Origin of the sequence: Salinigranum salinum, from assembly GCF_009176545.1 — an archaeon.
GTDB lineage: Archaea > Halobacteriota > Halobacteria > Halobacteriales > Haloferacaceae > Salinigranum > Salinigranum salinum.
Window position 1 is genome coordinate 1,231,146 of the sequence record NZ_VTOJ01000002.1, and the last position, 19,084, is coordinate 1,250,229.

The 19,084-nt window shown below is 61.9% G+C and carries 5 protein-coding genes; 3 read left to right on the forward strand and 2 right to left on the reverse strand.

The window, feature by feature from the left end:
* Positions 1 to 228: 228 nt before the first annotated feature.
* The gene (locus FZP69_RS23080) at positions 229 to 9,678 is read right to left on the reverse strand and encodes a malectin domain-containing carbohydrate-binding protein (RefSeq protein WP_240137682.1); all 9,450 of its coding nucleotides are present in this window, start codon (positions 9,676 to 9,678) and stop codon (positions 229 to 231) included.
* Positions 9,679 to 10,206: 528 nt separating this feature from the next.
* Complete coding sequence (locus FZP69_RS17365) at positions 10,207 to 14,253, reverse strand: carbohydrate-binding protein (protein WP_152042632.1); 4,047 nt, start codon at positions 14,251 to 14,253, stop codon at positions 10,207 to 10,209.
* A gap of 605 nt (positions 14,254 to 14,858) precedes the next feature.
* Between FZP69_RS17365 and FZP69_RS17370 the strand changes: the two genes are divergently transcribed.
* From FZP69_RS17370 to FZP69_RS17380, 3 genes are all read left to right on the forward strand, one after another.
* Positions 14,859 to 16,139, forward strand: a complete 1,281-nt coding sequence (locus FZP69_RS17370) for a glycosyltransferase family 61 protein (protein ID WP_152042633.1) — start codon at positions 14,859 to 14,861, stop codon at positions 16,137 to 16,139.
* Positions 16,140 to 16,572: 433 nt separating this feature from the next.
* Positions 16,573 to 17,397 (forward strand): transposase, encoded by an 825-nt coding sequence (locus FZP69_RS17375; protein ID WP_152042634.1) that lies wholly within the window; start codon positions 16,573 to 16,575, stop codon positions 17,395 to 17,397.
* A gap of 207 nt (positions 17,398 to 17,604) precedes the next feature.
* Positions 17,605 to 19,047, forward strand: coding sequence for a hypothetical protein (locus FZP69_RS17380; RefSeq protein WP_152042635.1), 1,443 nt, complete (start codon positions 17,605 to 17,607; stop codon positions 19,045 to 19,047).
* The last annotated feature ends 37 nt before the right edge of the window (positions 19,048 to 19,084 follow it).

Consider the following 19,084-nt stretch of genomic DNA (forward strand, 5'->3'; position numbering starts at 1 on the left):
GCCGTCGCAATCCGGGGGTGAACTCTCGAACGGACACGCCAGCCACGTTCGGATATAGGAGAGTATCCGAGTACGGGTCCGGACCGCCCTTCGAGACGCGGATGTCTCCGGTCAAACGCGAACGGGGGCACGGGACGTACACGTAGTCCCCCGATCCGCCTTGGTAGAGTGGCCATCCGAATCACCGATTCCGGTTCGGTGGAATCACCGATTCCGGTTCAGTGGCATCTACGTACTGTCGGCGGGGACGATCTCTATCGCGACGACCGCCGGGTCACCCGTCTCGCGGCCGAAGTCGATGTCGAGCTCGGTGCTCGACTCGACGGTGAACGTCTTCACCGTGCCAGTGTCGTGGCCGACGTCGGCGTGGATGTCGTAGTTGTCGAGCACTGTTGTCCCCTCAATCGAGACGTCGAACACTCGCTGGCCGTCCGACGTGTACTCCGTCTCGGCGAAGTACAGCCGCACCTCGTACGTCTCTCCGCCCACGACGTCGGGGATGTCCCATTTCATCTCTGCACCCGAGCTGGGATCGGAGCGCCCGGTGGTGAACACCTCGGTCGGCGTCGTTGATGGGACTACGCTCGTTGTGGCGATCGTATCGGATGTCGAGAACGTCTGACTGTCGGCGTTCCCCGCGTTCGTTTCGCTGGCGGGGTCCGAGGAGGTGTCGGCGATCCAGTCGCCGCCGCCGTCCGAGTCGGAGATCTGGCTGCCACCGGCGTTCACCCGGTAGATCGCGTCGGACGTCGCCGTCGAGTCGTCGACGGTGAGCGTGAAGCTCTCGGTGGTCGTGGTGGTGCCGTCATCGGCGACGACATCCACGGTGTAGGTGCCGGCGTCGCCCGATTGCGGCGCGATATCGATCGTACCGGTGCCGTCGCCGTTGTCGGTCAACGAGACGAAGCTGGGCGCCTGTCCGAGCGACAACGACAGGCTGTCCCCGTCGGCGTCCGAAGCAGTCACGTCGACCGTGGTCGAGCTGCCCTCGGTCACCGTCTGGTCTGCGATCGGATCGATCGACGGGGCAGTGTTACCCGTCGAGTCACCGACGGTGATCGTCTGGGTGGTGGTGTCGGTCGCCCCAGCGTCGTCGGTGACGGTCAGCGTGACCGTCTTATCCCCACTCGACGAATAACTGAACGACGCCTGCGCGGTGGTCGCGTCGGTCGTGCCGTCACCGTCGAAGTCCCACGCGTAACTACTGATCGAGCCGTCCGAATCAGACGACCCCGACGCGTCGAACGTAATCGTCTCGTCGACCGTCGGGTCCGACGGTGAGTAGGTGAACGAGGCACTCGGAGCCGTATTGCTCGTCGCCCCGTCGAGACGGACGATCTCGATGGCGGCGACCTTGGGATTGTTCGCGATGTGGGCGAAGTCGAGATCGAGCGTCGAGTCGGGCGTGACGCTGAACGTCTTCACCGTGCCGGTGTCGTGGCCGACGTCGGCGTGGATGTCGTAGCCGTCGAGCACGAGGTTGTTCTCGGCGGTAGCGTCGAACTCGCGTTCACCGTCGGCGGTGAAGTACAGTTCAGCGAGATACAGCCGAACCTCGTAGGTACTCCCGGATTCGACCGGGAACTCCCACTGCATCTCCTCGCCGGAGGGGGGATCGTAGCGTTCGGTCTGGAACACCTCGGTCGGCGTGCTCGACGAGACCGAACTCGTAGTGGAGATCGTGTCGGACGTCGAGTACGTCGTGCTATCCGACGCTCCGGGATTGCTGTACGACGAGGGACTCGAGGAGGTGTCGGCCGCCCAGTCCGGTCCACCGTCGGACGAGGCGATGCTCGTCCCGCCGGCGTTCACCCGATAGACGACCTCGGCACTGCCGTCTCCGACGGTGAGGGTGAAGCTCTCGGTGGTCGTGGTGGTGCCGTCATCGGCGACTACATCCACGGTGTAGGTGCCGGCGTCGCCCGATTGCGGCGCGATATCGATCGTACCGGTGCCGTCGCCGTTGTCGGTCAACGAGACGAAGCTGGGCGCCTGTCCGAGCGACAACGACAGGCTGTCCCCGTCGGCGTCCGAAGCGGTCACGTCGACCGTGGTCGAGCTGCCCTCGGTCACCGTCTGGTCTGCGATCGGATCGATCGACGGCGCGGTGTTATCCGTCGAGTCGTCGACGGTGAGGTTGAAGCTCTCGGTGGTCGTGGTGGTGCCGTCATCGGCGACTACATCCACGGTGTAGGTGCCGGCGTCGCCCGTTCCTGGGTCGATACTAACGGTGCCGGTGCCGTCGCCGGTTTCCGTCAGCGAGACGAAGCTGGGCGCCTGTCCGAGCGACAGCGACAGGCTGTCCCCGTCGGCGTCCGAAGCGGTCACGTCGACCGTGGTCGAGCTACCCTCGGTCACCGTCTGGTCTGCGATCGGATCGATCGACGGCGCGGTGTTACCCGTCGAGTCACCGACGGTGATCGTCTGGGTGGTGGTATCGGTCGCCCCAGCGTCGTCGGTGACGGTCAGCGTGACCGTCTTGTCACCGCTCGACGAGTAACTGAACGATGCCTCCGCGGTGGTCGCGTCGGTCGTCCCGTCACCGTCGAAGTCCCACGCGTAACTGCTGATCGAGCCGTCCGAATCAGACGACCCCGACGCGTCGAACGTGATGGTCTCGTCGACCGTCGGATCCGACGGTGAGTAGGTGAACGAGGCGCTCGGAGCCGCATTGCTCGTCGCCCCGTCGAGACGGACGACCTCGATGGCAGCGACCTTGGGATTGTTCGCGACGTGGGCGAAGTCGAGATCGAGCGTCGAGTCGGGCGTGACGCTGAACGTCTTCACCGTGCCGGTGTCGTGGCCGACGTCGGCGTGGATGTCGTAGCTGTCGAGCACGAGGTCGTTCTCGGCGGTAGCGTCGAACTCGCGTTCACCGTCGGCGGTGAAGTACAATTCGGCGAGATACAGCCGAACCTCGTAGGTACTCCCAGACTCGACCGGGAACTCCCACTGCATCTCCTCGCCGGAGGGGGGATCGTATCGCTCGGTCTGGAACACCTCGGTCGGCGTGCTCGACGAAACCGAACTCGTAGTGGAGATCGTGTCGGACGTCGAGTACGTCGTGCTATCCGACGCTCCGGGATTGCTGTACGACGAGGGACTCGAGGAGGTGTCGGCCGCCCAGTCCGGTCCACCATCAGACGAGGCGATGCTCGTCCCGCCGGCGTTCACCCGATAGACGACCTCCGCACTGCCGTCTCCGACGGAGAGGGTGAAGCTCTCGGTGGTCGTGGTGGTGCCGTCATCGGCGACGACATCCACGGTGTAGGTGCCGGCATCACCCGACTGCGGCGCGATATCGATCGTACCGGTGCCGTCACCGTTGTCCGTCAGCGAGACGAAGCTGGGCGCCTGTCCAAGCGATAGCGACAGGCTGTCCCCGTCGGCGTCCGAAGCAGTCACGTCGACCGTGGTCGAGCTGCCCTCGGTCACCGTCTGGTCTGCGATCGGATCGATCGACGGCGCGGTGTTATCCGTCCCGTCGAGACGGACGACCTCGATGGCAGCGACCTTGGGATTGTTCGCGATGTGGGCGAAGTCGAGATCGAGCGTCGAGTCGGGCGTGACGGTGAACGTCTTCACCGTGCCGGTGTCGTGGCCGACGTCGGCGTGGATGTCGTAGCCGTCGAGCACGAGGTTGTTCTCGGCGGTAGCGTCGAACTCGCGTTCACCGTCGGCGGTGAAGTACAGTTCAGCGAGATACAGCCGAACCTCGTAGGTACTCCCAGACTCAACCGGGAACTCCCACTGCATCTCCTCGCCGGAGGGGGGATCGTATCGCTCGGTCTGGAACACCTCGGTCGGCGTGCTCGACGAGACCGAACTCGTAGTAGAGATCGTGTCGGACGTCGAGTACGTCGTGCTATCCGACGCTCCGGGATTGCTGTACGACGAGGGACTCGAGGAGGTGTCGGCCGCCCAGTCCGGTCCACCATCAGACGAGGCGATGCTCGTCCCGCCGGCGTTCACCCGATAGACGACCTCGGCATTGCTGTCCGCGAGTGGTGCGAACACGCCGACCTGCGTGCTACTCGCGGAGACGTAGTTGGTCGTCTCGTCGACCTGGTTCGTACCGCTCACCAGTGACCACGAGCCGTCGTACCGCCACATATCGAGCGTCGACTCGTCGATGTCGCTGACGTCGGCGTCTGCGTAGTACGTCTGGATGTCGACCGACGGGTCTGGGCCGGTGCTCACTACCTCGACGTACTTCCCGATGTTCTGTTGTCCGCTCGGGTCCGCGGGCGGTGACGCGACCGTGTCGAGAGCGATGTTCGCTCCCGTGAGGTCGACTGTCGTGTCACCGACAGTGATGTTCTCTGCCACGTTCGTGGATCCAGCCGACACGAGACTGTACTGTGCGTCGGTGTTCGACGCCGTCTGCAGGTCCGAGACTGTGTTGTCGTCGGCATCGGTCAACCGCACACCGATCCGGTTGTCGGAGGCGTTACCGCCTTGGACGGTGCTGCTCTGCGTGTTCTCGAGCAGGATGCCCCGGTCGTTCTGTGTCGCCGTCGTGTCTATGACCGCGTGGTCCTGGTTCCCGTCCGTTCCGGCGAGGTGGACACCGATCAGATTGTTCGTGGCCGTACTGTCTTGGACCGTTCCGTCGGTGACTCGCTCAAGGTAGATCCCCGTGTTCCAGTCGGTTGCGACGACGTTCTCAACCGTGACGTTCGTGATCGTGCTCGGGGTCAGACCGGTTTGCCCGACGTACACGGCCTTGTGATCCGACCCGCTGACGGTGGTGTCCCCGTCGATCGTGTGCCCCGCCCCGTCCAGTATCACGTCGCTCGACGTGATCTGGATACACGGCGTGGCGCTACTGTCCGTGATGTCCGCCGAGAGGGTGTACCTGCCCGGCGAGTCGATCACTTGGCACGTGTCGATCGTCGTCGTGGTGTACCCCGTCGAGTCGCTCACGACGATCGTCCGCGACGTCGAGTCGATCGAGCCGTCGTCGTCGGTGACGGTCAGCGTGACCGTCTTCTCTCCCGCCGTCGCGTAGCTGGTCGACGCCTGTGCGGTGGTCGCGTCGGTCGTGCCGTCACCGTCGAAGTCCCACGCGTAACTGCTGATCGAGCCGTCCGAATCAGACGACCCCGACGCGTCGAACGTAATCGTCTCGCCGGGGTCCGGACTCGTCGGCGAGGAACTGAACGAGGCCGCCGGCGCATCGTTGAGGCCGTCCGCGTCGTACTCGAGGACGACCACGTTCGAGACGCGACCCGTGTCACCGTCGCCGTCCTCGACCACCGCCACCAGATAGTTGAGATCGACCGTGTCGCTCGATCGCGTCAGCGTCACGTCCATCGTCGTCGTCCCGTCGGAGCCGATCGTGCCTGTGGTCTCTTCCACCGCGGTGGCGCTGTTCGCCTCGAACGCTTCGAGGTCGTAGCCGCCGTCGGGGACGCCATCGGTGAACAGTCCGGCCTCGACACGGAGGAGCCGGACTGTCTTGCCGGGCGGACCCGTGACGGTCATCGTCTGACTGGCGTCGCCGACCGTCGCGGCCGTGTGATCGGGTGAGAGGGTGGTCTGCTGGAGGTCGACACCCGACACGCCGAGTTCCGGCGTATTGGCGAGTGCGGTCTTGGCCACGGCCTGCGAGCCGCCGTCGCTACCGTCGCTGTACGGCTTCGTCACCTGTGTGGTCCCGTCCTCGTACTCGACGGTTATCGTCGAACCGACCAGTTCGAGCCCGGAGACACTTCCGGACTCCTCCGGTCCCGGTGCGGACACGCCTTTGATGCTGCTCGGGTCGACGTCCGATCCGAATTTGAACGTCTCGCCGGGGTCGAAGTCGGTGAACTCGACCCGAAGCGTGTCGTATCCGTCGTCAGGATCCCCGTCGTGGGGCCTCTGGAAGCTGTAGTCAGACTGACCAGTCCCACCTTCCGAGCCGACGACGAAGTCCCTGAATGCCTGGTCACCGGCCGTTCCGTTTGGATCGAACACCATGTCGGGGAAGTGGCTCGAACTCAGATTGAACGTCACCGCCGCGATCTTCTCGTCGCCGGTGTTCGTGATCTGGAACGAGTTCTGCCCGTAGGTGCTCGAGTTGATCCCGCTGTTGGGTTTGATCGCGATGTCCGCGCTCTGCGTGCTGGCGGGCTGTGTCGCCTCTATCTGCGTCCACGTCCCGTTGAACGACGACGCGGGGCCGCGCGACGTGCCGATGACGCCGACGGCGACTCCTCGGTCCGGCTGGCCCGTCCACTCGCTCGGGAGCGACGTGCTCCCGACGAGCTGCCGCGTACCGCCGTCGATGGCGTAGTAGCCCGTGACCGTCCCGGCCAGCGGATCGACTTCGAGGTAGAGGTCGATCTTGCTTCCGGTTTCGGTGACTTCCGGAACCGTCGGCTCCGCGACGGTGCTGAAGCTGTCGTCCTGTTCTTTGCCGAGCCGGATCCCGCCGTCCCCACCCTTGGCGGTGGCGGTCAGTTCGATGTAGTTCGCTTGGTCGCCGGTTCCGATGTAGACGCCCTGTGACTGGTTGTCCGCGACCGTCGCTCCGGTGAACCCGGACGTGATGGTCGTGTGGGCCGTGAACGGTTCGTTCTCGGGATAGACGCCGAACTGGAACGCGTACTCCTGGCTGTTCAGCGTCTCGTACGCCGACCCTTCGGTGACGTTGTCGACCGACAGGACTTCCGCCGCCCCGCCCGGCGTCAGCTTCGAGAAGTTGTACAGGGTCCGGTAGTCGTCTTGGCCGTTGGTCATGAGCCCCGTGAAGCCCAGGTCGAGGATGGTGCCGTCCACCTCGCCGGACTGGAACTGGTAGCTGACGGGCAGGGACTGCCCGTTGTCGGCGTCGACCGCGAACGGATCGACGATGTCCGACTGCCCGTCGTCGTCGTCGTCGTAGTCGTTGAGGTCCGACAGTCCGTCGCCGTCGTTGTCGGGCGGAACCGACGCCGACGAACAGGGGTCGGCACCGTTGTCGATCTCGTCGGCGTTGGAGTAGCCGTCGCCGTCCCCGTCGAGGTTATACCGGTCCGCGCCCGTGCAGGCGTTGTTCTCGTTCGGTTCGAACACTGTGATGTCGTCGCTGCCGTACGTGGCCGCCCACACGGTGCCGCCGAACTGTTCGGTGTCGTTCTGCGCCGTGACGTCCAGCGGCGTGCTCCCGAAGCTGGAGGCCAGCGATGTCGTCGAGTCGACGCCGGTCCCCGTCTCGTTCAGCTGGACTCGCCAGATGTCGCCCGCGAAGCTCGCGGTCAGCAGGTCCCCCTGTAGCGCGTTTTCGAAGCTGCTCGCGGTGTACTCGTCGATCCCGTTCGTGGAGGAACTGAACCCGGTGAGGGTGTCCGGATTGTTCCCCGGAGCCCGGTAGTCGCATTCGACCGGGTTGGCCGAGGGCACGGCAGCCGAGTAGTTGGTCGCGTCGGGGTTACCCCGGACCGGATTCGGGTGACCGCCGTAGTACCCCTCGCCCGAGATGTAATGCAGGTAGTCCTTCTCGGAGAAGCTGTCGTCCTCGTTGATCTCGTTGGTACACTCACCGTTGGGACCTTCGTTGATCGGCGGGCCGCCCCAGCCGCTGTTGCCGCCGTTGTCGACGGTGTACAGCTGGTCGTCCTCGGTCAGGACGAGGTCGTACGCGTTCCGGAACCCGGGCGCGTAGATCTGGATCGGCCCGTTCTCGGTGAGGATCGCCATGTTCTCCCCCTCCAGCCCGCCGAACGGCCCGTTGTCGACTCTGTCCGGGTTGTCCGGGTCCAGCGTCGGGATGTCGTAGAGGTAGTCCGCGTCGGTGTCGGCCGCGTCCTTCCGGGACATGGCGTTGATCTGGTCGAGATCGACCGACACGACCGCGGCGGAGTAGGCGTACTCCGTGAGGAACGCGAAGTTGTTCGACCGCGCGCCCTTGTTCGTGTTCCCGCCGATCGAGATGTAGAGCGTGTTGTTCGCCTCGTCCAGCTGCATCCCGTTGGCGTGGTGGTTCTCCTCCGAACGCGGGAGCCCGCGGGCCAGCTGCGTGTGGTTCCACGAACTACCGTCCCACTCGAGCCTGGAGAGCACGCCCGAGTTCGTGTCGAGCGGGAGATCCTCCCCGCCCGACCCGCCCCCGATCCGGGGGTCGCTCGACGCCACGTATATCGTTGGGTTCTCGGCGGTGCCCGTCACCAGCATCCCCGTCACCAGGCGCTCGTTGACGTTCGTGTTGAGGCTCCCGTCGTCGTCGTGGTTCGGCAGGTTCTTGATCTCGTTGATCGTCTCCGTGGAGGTGACCTCGTAACTGTCCGCGCTGTTCCGCTGGATCTCGTACGCGTAGATGGTCCCCGCCTGTGTCGCCACGTACAGACGCCCGTCGGGACCGAACTGCAGTGACGTCGGGTTGTTGATGTCGACACCCTCCAGTCCCGTCGAATTGAAACTCGGGAGGGGATCGTCCGTCGACGTCTGGGGACGGATCTCGTTGCCCGTGATCGCGTTAGTGCCCTCCCCGCCGTCGGCCGAGATCTGGCTCCCGGGGTCGGCCGAGCCGGACGGTCCGGCCGTCGTCAGCGTGTTCCGCAGGATCTCGTTGCCGGTACTGTCCGCGCTGAGCTTGATCTTGTACTGTCGGTCCCCGTCCGTCCGGGTGTCGAACGCGACGCCCGGCAGCTGTGGGTTCGTCTTGGTGTTGGCGTTCCCGGAGTTGCCCGTCGATCCGTCACCGGAGTTACCCGGCGGTCCGCTCCCGGGGTCGTCCGGCGGGCCGTTCCCGGGCGTTTCGGGCGCGTTCTCCGTCGCCTGATCCGCCCGTCCGTTGTTCCCGATCCGGTTTTCGGCGATCCTGTTGCCGTTGCTGTTCCTCCGGAGCAACACCCCGAACCGGTGGTTCTCCAGCAAGTCGTTCTTCTGGATCGCGTTGTCGCTCGCGTTGCTCAGCCGAACGCCCTCGAGGTTGTTCGATGCGTGGTTGTCGACGAGCTGGTTCCCGCTCGACTCTTGAACCTCGAGCGCCTGAGCGTTCCCGGTCAGCGTGTTCCCCCGGAGGGTGACGTCGGTCGTCCGCTCGCCGAAGAGGGTGATCCCGTTGCCGTTCCCGGTGACGTAGTTGTTCTGCGCCCGCGACTGCTCGGTGTTGACGAACCTGATACCGGTGGTCCACCCGGAGACGATGGCGTTCTTGATCGTCACGTCGGTGATGGTCTCCGCGTCCAGCCCTTGCTGCCCGACGAGGATCCCGACCTGCGACGACCCGGCCGCCCCCGTCGCGTCGGCGATCCGGTAGCGTGCCCCGTTCAGCTCAACGTTACTCGACGTGATGTGGATGCATGGTCCCTCCTCGGTACTGAAGAGGTTCCTGGTCAGGAGGTACTTCCCGGGTTCGTCGATGACCTGGCACGAGGTGATCCTCGTCACCTCGCCCGTGTTCGGGCCGTCCTCTCCCTTATTCACGTTCTCCCCGGAGGTGGGGTCTCTCGGGTCGTCCTCGTCGTTTCCGTTCGGACTGTTCCCGGGATTGGCCGGTGAACCGCTCTGCTGTTCGTGAGCCTCTCCGGACGGTGAGACGTTCGGTATCTCGTAGCTGTCGGCGGTGCTCGTCGGTGGGTCCGTCCCCCCCGAAGCCAGTTCGGGAGACACGTCCGTCGGCTGGACCGCACCCGCGAACCCGCTGGTGCAGACAAGGAGCACGAATACGACCGCAGCCCCCCTCGTGATGTCATCTCGAATTGATCCCATTGTCGGATATTCGTTCGTTTCAACAAATAAAAATTACCGCATTAATATAGTTACGTGAATTTCAATAAATCTTATATGTTCGTGAGCGTCAGCGCGACGGCAGCGATAGCGGTCAACCGAAGAAACACGGGGTACGATCGGTTCTGGTGGACAGGAGGGGCAACTCAAAGGAGGTGCGCTGAAGCCCAGAACGACGGTGTGATAGACGAGATCCCGACGATACATCCTCGTCACCGCAGCACAGGCCCCGTACGTAACCCGTCTCCTGAAAAGAGCTAACTCACACAACCTTTTTGAATCCGGAGTCGCGGAGCGAGGCTATTCAACATCACTGACTGATAATATACTGTTGGATCCCACAAAGACAGGACAGTAAACCGCGCTACAGTTCGTAGTAATAAAGTTAACTGGTCTTGGAGAGAGATTCCAGAGATGATTATAATATGACCTATTACGAGCCGATCTTATCCGGGTCGTGCGACAACCATCACCCTCCACTGAAGGAAGCGGAGGAGAGGACGCTCCGGCCTATCCCTGGAGAAGGGCAGCCGCGTCGCCGTCGAACGGCGGTCGACCGAGCGCCGCGCTGTCCCCACCGCTGATCGTTCCACCGTCGGTCTCTGATCCGCTGCTAGGATCGAACCAAGTCAGTTGGTACTCCCCGGTCGCGATATCGAGACTGACCTCGTCCCCGTCCGGGAGGTAAACAGCGTAGGTCTGATCCGCATCTTTGAGCATGTAGCCGTCTCCGCCCGAGACGTCCCCGTGGGCGACCTCCATCTGCCAGTACGGGATCTGATCGAAGAAGTCGAGCAGATACCCGCTCCACTCCAGCGCGGGGGCGAGGTCGCGGAAGTCGTCGATATCTTGGTCAAGCGAGTGGCCGCCACCGTCCTGCATGACGTACCACTCGAAGCCACCGCCGCCGCTCATGAACGTCGGCCACATCTGGCTCACACGGCCGTGCGGGAGGCCCTGGTTCCAGTCGTCGTGGTCGTTCTCGACTCCGTACGGTTCGTCGAGGCTTACGACCCAGGGGACGCCGGCGTTCGCCGACTGGCGCCGCCACTTCTGGACCACGTTCGCCAGCGTGTCACCCTTCCAGTCCCAGGCGCCCTGGAAACTGGTCATGTCGATGTCGTCGTTGCCGAGGAGCGGATCGTACACACTCTCGTCGCCGTCACGCGTGTGTACCGCCACGGGGTGGTCGTACGGGTCGACATCGTGAAGGTACGCCGAAAACCGTTCGTGTTGCGTCGTCGTGAAGTCGTTCTCCTCGCCGATGTTCCACTGCAGGCCAGGGTGGTGGCCGAATCGGGCGATGAGCTCGCGGAAGAACAGTTTCCGCTCGACGCCGAGATCACCGTTGTCGAAGTAGTTCTCGTTCGCCGACTCCGTCTCTGCCAGCACGAGGTGGAGGAACACGCCCTTGGACTGGGCGTGTGTGAACACTGTCTCCCACTGCCGGAGTTTGTCGGCATCGTATCTGGTTTTGGCGTCTATGTCGACGAACGGCCAGGTGTCGTTGCCGTCACCTCCAACGTTCATCGGGAGGAAGTAGAGACAGTTCGACCCCGTCGACGCGACGTAATTTATCGCACCGACGATACCCTTACCGTCGCCGCTGTTCCAGTCGGGGTCGCCCGATTCCCAGTCGTCACGGTGTGCGCCGTAGTCGTGCGTCGCGTTGGGCTGGTTCGTGAACCCGGTGTAGCCCATGAAGTTCTCCGGGATGTCCGGACCGCACTTGAGCCACCGCGTCCCGTCGGGGAACTGCAGGTAGTGATCTCCCCGGTTTGTGAGCGTCCCGCGCGACCGGAAGTCACGACCGGACTTGTCGGTCGCCGCGATCGTGAACGTCCCGCCGACCCCGTCGAACGCCGTCGCGGACCCGGCCGTCGGATCGAGGCTAACGGCGACGTTGGTCCCTGTTCTGAACGAGGCGCGGTAACTCCACGTACCACTCTCGTCAGGGGCAAATCGTGTCTTCCAGACGTTGCCCGTCTCGCCACCATTCCCGTCCGTCGCGTAGAACCCCGGAACCACGTATTCCTGGCCGCTGGGGCCGGTGAACGTGACGTTGAGTCGGTACTGGAGGAACGGGTTCGGGTCCGCCCGTTCGCCCGTCGATGGTCCCTCGAACGCGAGCGTGACACGGTGCCACTCCTTCAGCTCGCCGGACACCCTTGCGCCGTCGGGCGTCGGAGTCGGAGTCGGAGTCGGAGTCGGCGTCGGCGTCGAAGTCGGCGTGTCGGTCTGGGCGAAGCCAACCCAGTTGATATTGAACCCATACTTCGCTCCGTTGGTGAGCGCCTCGAGTCGAAGGACGCGCCCGCCGCTGAGGTCGAGGCCGGCCAGCGTGACGGTCTGCCAGTTCTGCCAGTCGCCGGTGTTTGGCACGTCGAACGTCCCGATAACCTCCCCATCGAGGATCGCCCGAAGCTTCGTCCCGTCGTGGATCGACGCGACGCGGGCGCGGACGTCGTAGGTCCCCGCGGCGAGGTCGACGGTGTACTCGAGCCACTCGCCGTCTTCGACCCACCCGACGTTGTAGCCGTCGTCGTCGGTCGTCGGTTGGATGTCCACACCCTCGTCTCGGTACGTAAGGCCGGAGTTCTCTCCGTCCGTGTCGTGGTACGCGATGCCCTCCCCGCCCTCGTCGTACGCTTCGGCCTCGATTCGTGACACGTCGTGGTCGGCGTACGCCGACTGACGCGGGTCCGGCGTGGGTGTCGGTTCGGGCGTCGGCGTGGGTGTCGGCGTAGGCGTCGGCGTAGGCGTCGGCGTGGGCGTCGGCGTCGGCGTGGGTGTCGTGGTGTCGCCACCCGTCCCCGACGGCGTGAAGCTCGCGTCGTCCGTTACGAGCAGTTTGTCGAGGGCGGTTCCGTCCTCGCGGTACGCGATCGTCAGCCTGTGAGTGCCAGCCGAAAGCGTGGACGACAGCGGGAGCTTGCTCCAGCGCCACTCGTCGCCCAGCTCGACGTGCCACTCGGTATCGGGACTGCCGTCGAGCCCCACGTAGAACGTGTTACCGTTCGACCTCCCTTTGGTTCGACCCCAGAGGACGTAGTCGCCATCGGCCGCGAGGTCGAACGTGTACTCGGCGCGACCATCTGCCGGTGCCCCACCGTAGTTGTCCCGACCCTGGTCGGGCGTGACGATGTACTCGCCACCGGCGGCCGCGGCGTCGGTCCGAACCTCGAACGGTTCGAAGTTCGCACCGTCACGAGCCGACTCGGCCTCGAGCCAGACGTGTCCGGAGGGCGTCGGTGCGGGCGTGGGCTCGGGAGTCGGGGTCGGCGTCTCGCAGTCGTTCTTTACGCTCTCGGCCTCGCCCAGTCCGGAGGGCTGGTACGATTCGTCCTGGGTGAGGACGAACTTGTCCATCTCGAACCCGTCCTCGCGCATCGCAAACTGGACTGTATGCATGCCCGCGGTGTCGACTTCGATGTACGCACGGACGTCGGGGTCGCCACAGTGGTTCGAGGCGGTTCGGAGGCGGCTCCGCCAGTGCCACTCGCCGTGCGGCGTACACCACTGGATTCGCGCCCCGGACCGTTCCCAGGTGCCGTCGACGCCGACGTGGACACCATTGTCCTCGCTTCCGGTTCGGAGCCCACGGACCCAGACGTAGTACCGACCGGGCTCGTCAAGTTCGACAGGATAGTCGACGATCGCCATCGGGTCACCGTCAGTCGGGTAGTCGTCGAAATTCACCCCGTTTATGAGTTCGTCTTCGTGCGTGACGCGCGTGTCTGGGAGGATTTCGATGTACTCGTCGTTGCTCGCCGTCGATGCGTGACTGCCGTCGGGGTCGGGCGAGACGCTCGGCTCGGAACCCTCCGAGACGCGGTACCACTGACGTTCGTCCGTGGCGTGCTGTGCGGTGAAGTGCTCGGCCTCCGCGACGATACGGCCAGACGCGTTCGGCACGAAGGTCGTCGTCGTGTCGCACGGCTCCGGCGTCGGCGTGGGAGTCGGTGTGGGCTCTTGGTACGTGCTGTCGTGGATGAGGAGTCGGTACGAGCCTGCCCCATCGTCGAGATCGATCACTTGAACGAACATCGTCCCAGCCGCGTCAGGCGTGATCGTCAGTTCGTCCGGCGCCGACCCCTCGACGAGGAGATCGGCGAACGTGCCATCCGTCTCGTAGACAGCGACGGCCGCCGTGCCCGAGCCGCTGACGCGCTCGAAGGCGACGGTGAGTTGCTCGTCGGCGTCGACCTTCGCCGCGAACCAGTCGTGTTCGTCCGCGGTGAGGGTGCCTTCGACGCCGCCGTTGACGTCGATTGACGTGGCACTCTGCCGGTCGTCGTTCGGTTCCGTTTCCATCGTCGTGACGGAAATCGACTCCGTCGAGCGGATGATTTCTGTCCCGTCGGAGGTGTACGCGTACGCTGGCTGAACGAGACCGTTTACGTCGTTGGACCCGAAGCCGATCCCGGTGCCGAGGAGCGCTCCCGCGAGCGCCGTGACGCGGAGATACGACCGCCGTCCCATCCGCACTCGGCCGTCGTCTTCGGGCTGTTCGTCGTCGGGTTCTCGTGGCTGATCCGTCATACTGTCGCGAGTCACAGTGGCACCTCGGAGAGTGGTAAAAAAACGTTGCTCTTCAAAAAATCATCTATGATTCTCATAATTTCAGTTGAATATATAAATATAGCAGATTATCTTGGTTAGAATAGTAATATGCGGGATCGGATCCCGATTGAAAGGCGTGTACGGGGCCAGAATCGTCTACACAGATATAATTGTGAACGAACATTTCCGGCCCTCATCCGGTATTTGATCTGATTCTCAGACGATTCCCGTCGTCTCGCGGTGCGTCATCGCTGGCGGGCCACACGGATCTCGACCGGGGAGGAATCGACCAGTCGTTGGCGGGGGGGTCTCCACCTCGAGAGGTGACTCCATGCATCATCGTGCACGCGAGCGGACGCGTCCACGCGACACACTGTTTTACAGCCGTGGTGTTGATGAGTCCACCGACCCTCAACGCTGCGAACGGTCCGACCATCGGTCTCCGTTCGTCTACCCCAGTCAGAGGGGGTCGACCGGCAGAGTGTTCTCGGTGGATGTCACTACTGAGTGTTGTAGGTGATTTTATTAGCGTAGGATTCATATTCTTAACTAAATTAACGTAGCGATTTAATATCGGTACGCGACTAAATTGCTAAAACATGTCAAGACTCAAGATGCTAAGCGAGGCTGCGGACATTTACCGGTACAATGGGCCCGCCTCGCTACTGTTGAGCGCTCTGCGATTCGGGAACCGTCGGTTACTGAGTCCGTGGCACCTCACGGGAGCGGACATTTATGAGGAGTGCAGTCAGCGGTTCACCGTCCAGTCTCAGATCGAGAAGACACTCTCGTATGAGGGCAAGTTCCGCGAGGAGTTACCACAGCCGCTGGCGCGGATCGAGGGGACTCTGACAACGCCGGAACGCGTCATCGGGGAGTACGAGGACGCGCACGTCATGGGGCCCGCGATGCTCGTCCGTATCGGTCGAAGTTACATCGTCCCGGTAGAGGTTGGGTCGGCGAGACTCGAATCTCCCACGCTGTCACGAAACGTTTCGGTCATCGATGTCGCAAAGAGCTACCTCCGTCCCGATGCCCCTGACCGTCGGGTCGAGAGAGGCTACCTCCTGACGGGGAAGCGTGGACTCCCGTTCGCCCACTGGTTCTACGAGACGCTCCCGAAGCTCCGCTGGTACGAACGGTACTGCGCGCTGATTGGTGAGAGACCGCCGCTACTGTTACCCGCTGGGCTTACCGATTGGCAACGCGAGTCGCTCAGGCTGATGGGCTACACGAAAGAATCGTGGATCGAGTGCGGACGCGAAACGGTTGAAGTCGAGTGCCTCGCGATTCCGCCTCATCCCTACCGGAACCGAGGGTCAGACTTCACGGGCTCGCCGCGCAACCTCCAGTGGATTCGGGACCGAATGCTCTCGAACCTCACTGATAAAAGCGGTTCGTATCCGAGTCGGATATATGTCTCCCGAGATGACGCGCCTCGTCGACAGGTGCGAAACGAGGACGAGGTGATGAACGTTCTCTCGGAGTTCGGGTTCGTGAAGTTCGTACTGAGCGAACTTGCGTTTGAAGAGCAGGTCAGGCTGTTTTCAGGTGCGGACGTTGTCGTCGGTCCACACGGCGCAGGATTGACGAACATGCTCTACGCTACAGACCTCGATGTCGTGGAGCTGATCACGATAGAGGGCGCGGCCGAGCACTTCTTCGTCCTCTCCAACGAGCTCGGACACAACTACGAGTTCGCCCGCTGCGACCCCGTGAGCGATCCGAACACTCCTCCACGGCACACCGACATGACGGCCGATACGGTCCGTCTCAGAGAGATCATGACGGATCTGGGGTTGGAGGGAACCGCCGCGAACGAGAGTTGGAGCAGAAGTAGAACCGATCGTAGTGCGCCAGTCACCCACGACGACCTGTAAGTACCGGTAGCTGAGTCGAGAACGGACCACGCTCTTGTGTAGTTTAGCGGAACGTATCGACCGCGAGACAGTCGAAAGGACCGTGGATCGGTACTCAACACGACGACGGCACCAGGTCCACATTTTTAAGTACCCCATCGAACGAACGGTGTCTCTATCCAGTTACGGCGCTCATCCGGACGCTTCCTGAGATTCTAACCTCGCCAGTCGTGACTACTACGTGACCTGATGGGAACTACCGATTGTAGCTGTCCGAGTTGATGCGGGCGTTGTGGGCGTGATCGAGCGAGGAGTAGATGCGATGCTGCTTTCGCGACCGGCCGTAGTGGACGGTGGTCCTGATCAGACAAGTGATAAGTGCTCTATTGAAAACGACAGACAGCGTCGGGATTGGTCCGTAACGGTTTGAGAGAACGAGGTCAAGGAGTCGATTATGGCTGTCCCACTCCTCGACCTCGTTGAGAAGGCACTGCGTGTAGCAAAACAAGCCTTGGGGAATCACGCGGGGAAGCCCGAGTCCGGCGGGCTTCCCCGCGAGGCTCACATCGTCGCTCACTGGATTCGCAAGGAAGAGGAACACACGTTCACGGAACTCGTTGATCGGCTCGGGCTTATGCCAGCGGTGTGCGACCGCCTCGGCATTCATCCCGAGGCGTTGCCCGATCCAACAACGTCCTACCACTCTCTGGATCGATACGCGATGTACGTCTGGCGGGCGTTGCTGCGCGCCTCCGCGCAGCAACTCCGCCAGTCCGGCCACGCCGTGCTCGACAGCACGTTCTTCGAACGCAAGCAAGCCTCGCAGTATTACCTCCAGCGACGGAACCGTAGGGTCACAACGATCAAAGCGACGACGCTGACTGATACAGAGTCTTTGGCGGTGCTGGACGTGCATTGCTGTATCGAGCGTGAACACGACACAAAGGCTGGCCCACGGGTCGTCCGCCGGAACGCGGACGACCTGCGGGACGTGGTCGCCGACAACGGTTTCCAGGACTGGCACACCGAATACGAGTTGTCCGCGTACGAACTCGATTATCACGTTCATCACCGTGGATCGAAACCGATGGCTATGGCACACAACGCACTCAACCGGACGAAAGGTTACACGCAGCGGTGGATGGCAGAGACGTCCTACTCAACGACGAAGCGAACGCAAGCCTCCGCCTTGCGTTCGCGGTTCTGGTATCGACAGTTCCGTGAGATCGTCCTGATGTTTGCTCTTCACAACATCAAAAAGACCATTGAGAAACTATGATCCTGTCGCCGTACCGCATTTTCAATAGAGCAGTGATAAGAAATATTTGATTGTTCGCTGACCCCCATATAATCTCGAATATGATACCACGGCAGTGGTTTTTATTTATTACCTCAGTTAGTCTCAACTGGGCACGCACCAGCGGTTGAAAGCGAGACTCGAAACCGGAGTCCGTCAAATCGCCTGTGCTTGACCGATTTGAGCGCTATGACCAAAAATCATAATTACACGACGCCTGCCAAAGGAGCGCAGGATTGGCATAAACCTCTGAACGAGAACTTCAGGAATCTCGATGTCGACATTGAGATTCGAGATGTACAGGCGAATTTGACGAACTACGCCCCAAAAGACAGTGCGAAGTTCTTCGCGACCGATACCGAGCACGTGTTCGTCAGTGACGGTGACTCATGGACGCGGCTCCAGTCGTCCGGTCTCGACCCGAAGTTCTCGTCAGTCCGTGCGAGGGATATTAATGGCGAAGCCTACGCGAAAGAGTTCGCCGGTGATGGACTGGCGTCGAAGGTAGAGAACGCACTTGCTTGGCTACAAACCAATATGAGTGGCCACGGTACCGTCCGCGTCACGCCAAAAGACGACGGTACACCGTGGATATGGGACAAAGACCTAGTTGTTGAACCGATCACAGAGAACGGATTTAGACTTACTATTGACTACGGGGTGCCGATAGAGTATCCCGGAAATGGTGTTGCGCTAACGCTCGATACGGACTGGAGCGCAAAGCAGAGTCTGCTGGAATATAAATGCCGGATCGAAGGTGGAGCGTGGGAGGCAACAGGTGACCCAACAGGATGTATTCGACTTGAAGACACGTACAATACCACTGTCGAAGGATGTTGGTTTGAAGGGTGGAAAAACGGGGACCGTGAGGCCTTCGCAGTCCAACTTCGCAATGTCGATGGGTGGTCGGAGTCAAACCGTATTCGAGACTGCAAGGGACTTGGGCAAGATATATTTGTAGACTGCGAGCCGGCTCCATATAACGGCGGCAGTGGTACGACTTCGTTCCACGGGACCGAAATCCAAGGCAATCGCGTCGAGGTCAATAATATTGGCGTTCGCGCACGTGGTGGATTCGACTATTGTTCGATAGCTTATAATTCTTTCTTTTCGAAAGGAGATGAAGGCGACGCTTGGCACATTCAACTCGGAGGCGCTGATGACTCACTTGAACCGCATATTGATGGTACGACGATTGAACGAAACAAGTTTGAGGACCCTGGTGGACCCATCGCAAATGATAGCGATGACGCTGCTTTCCGCCTTGCGCCAAACTATTTCGAATTTAAACAGCCGACACTTATGAATAATAAAATATTCTTGTCAGATACAAATACTGGCAGTGGGCGTGGCGTCCTAAATGACGCAGGCGCAGCCCGCTTGCTACAAATGCGAATCAGTGAAAACGGTATCATCTTCGAAAATTTAGTATCGGATGTGAAACAAAAAATCTTCTACGATGGATTGGAGGAGGGTTTCGGTGCAACGTTTCTCAGAACAGGCGCGACGAGCGAAGGGAGTTCTTCGGAGCCTTCGATCAAGATCGGTGGTAATGGAGCTGGCTTCTATGTGAACGAGACGGGTAAGATAGTCGCAGTTGACGAAGGGGGCGATACGACGATAATCACATAAAAACAAATATTTTGAATCCTACAGCAGCCCGAAAACA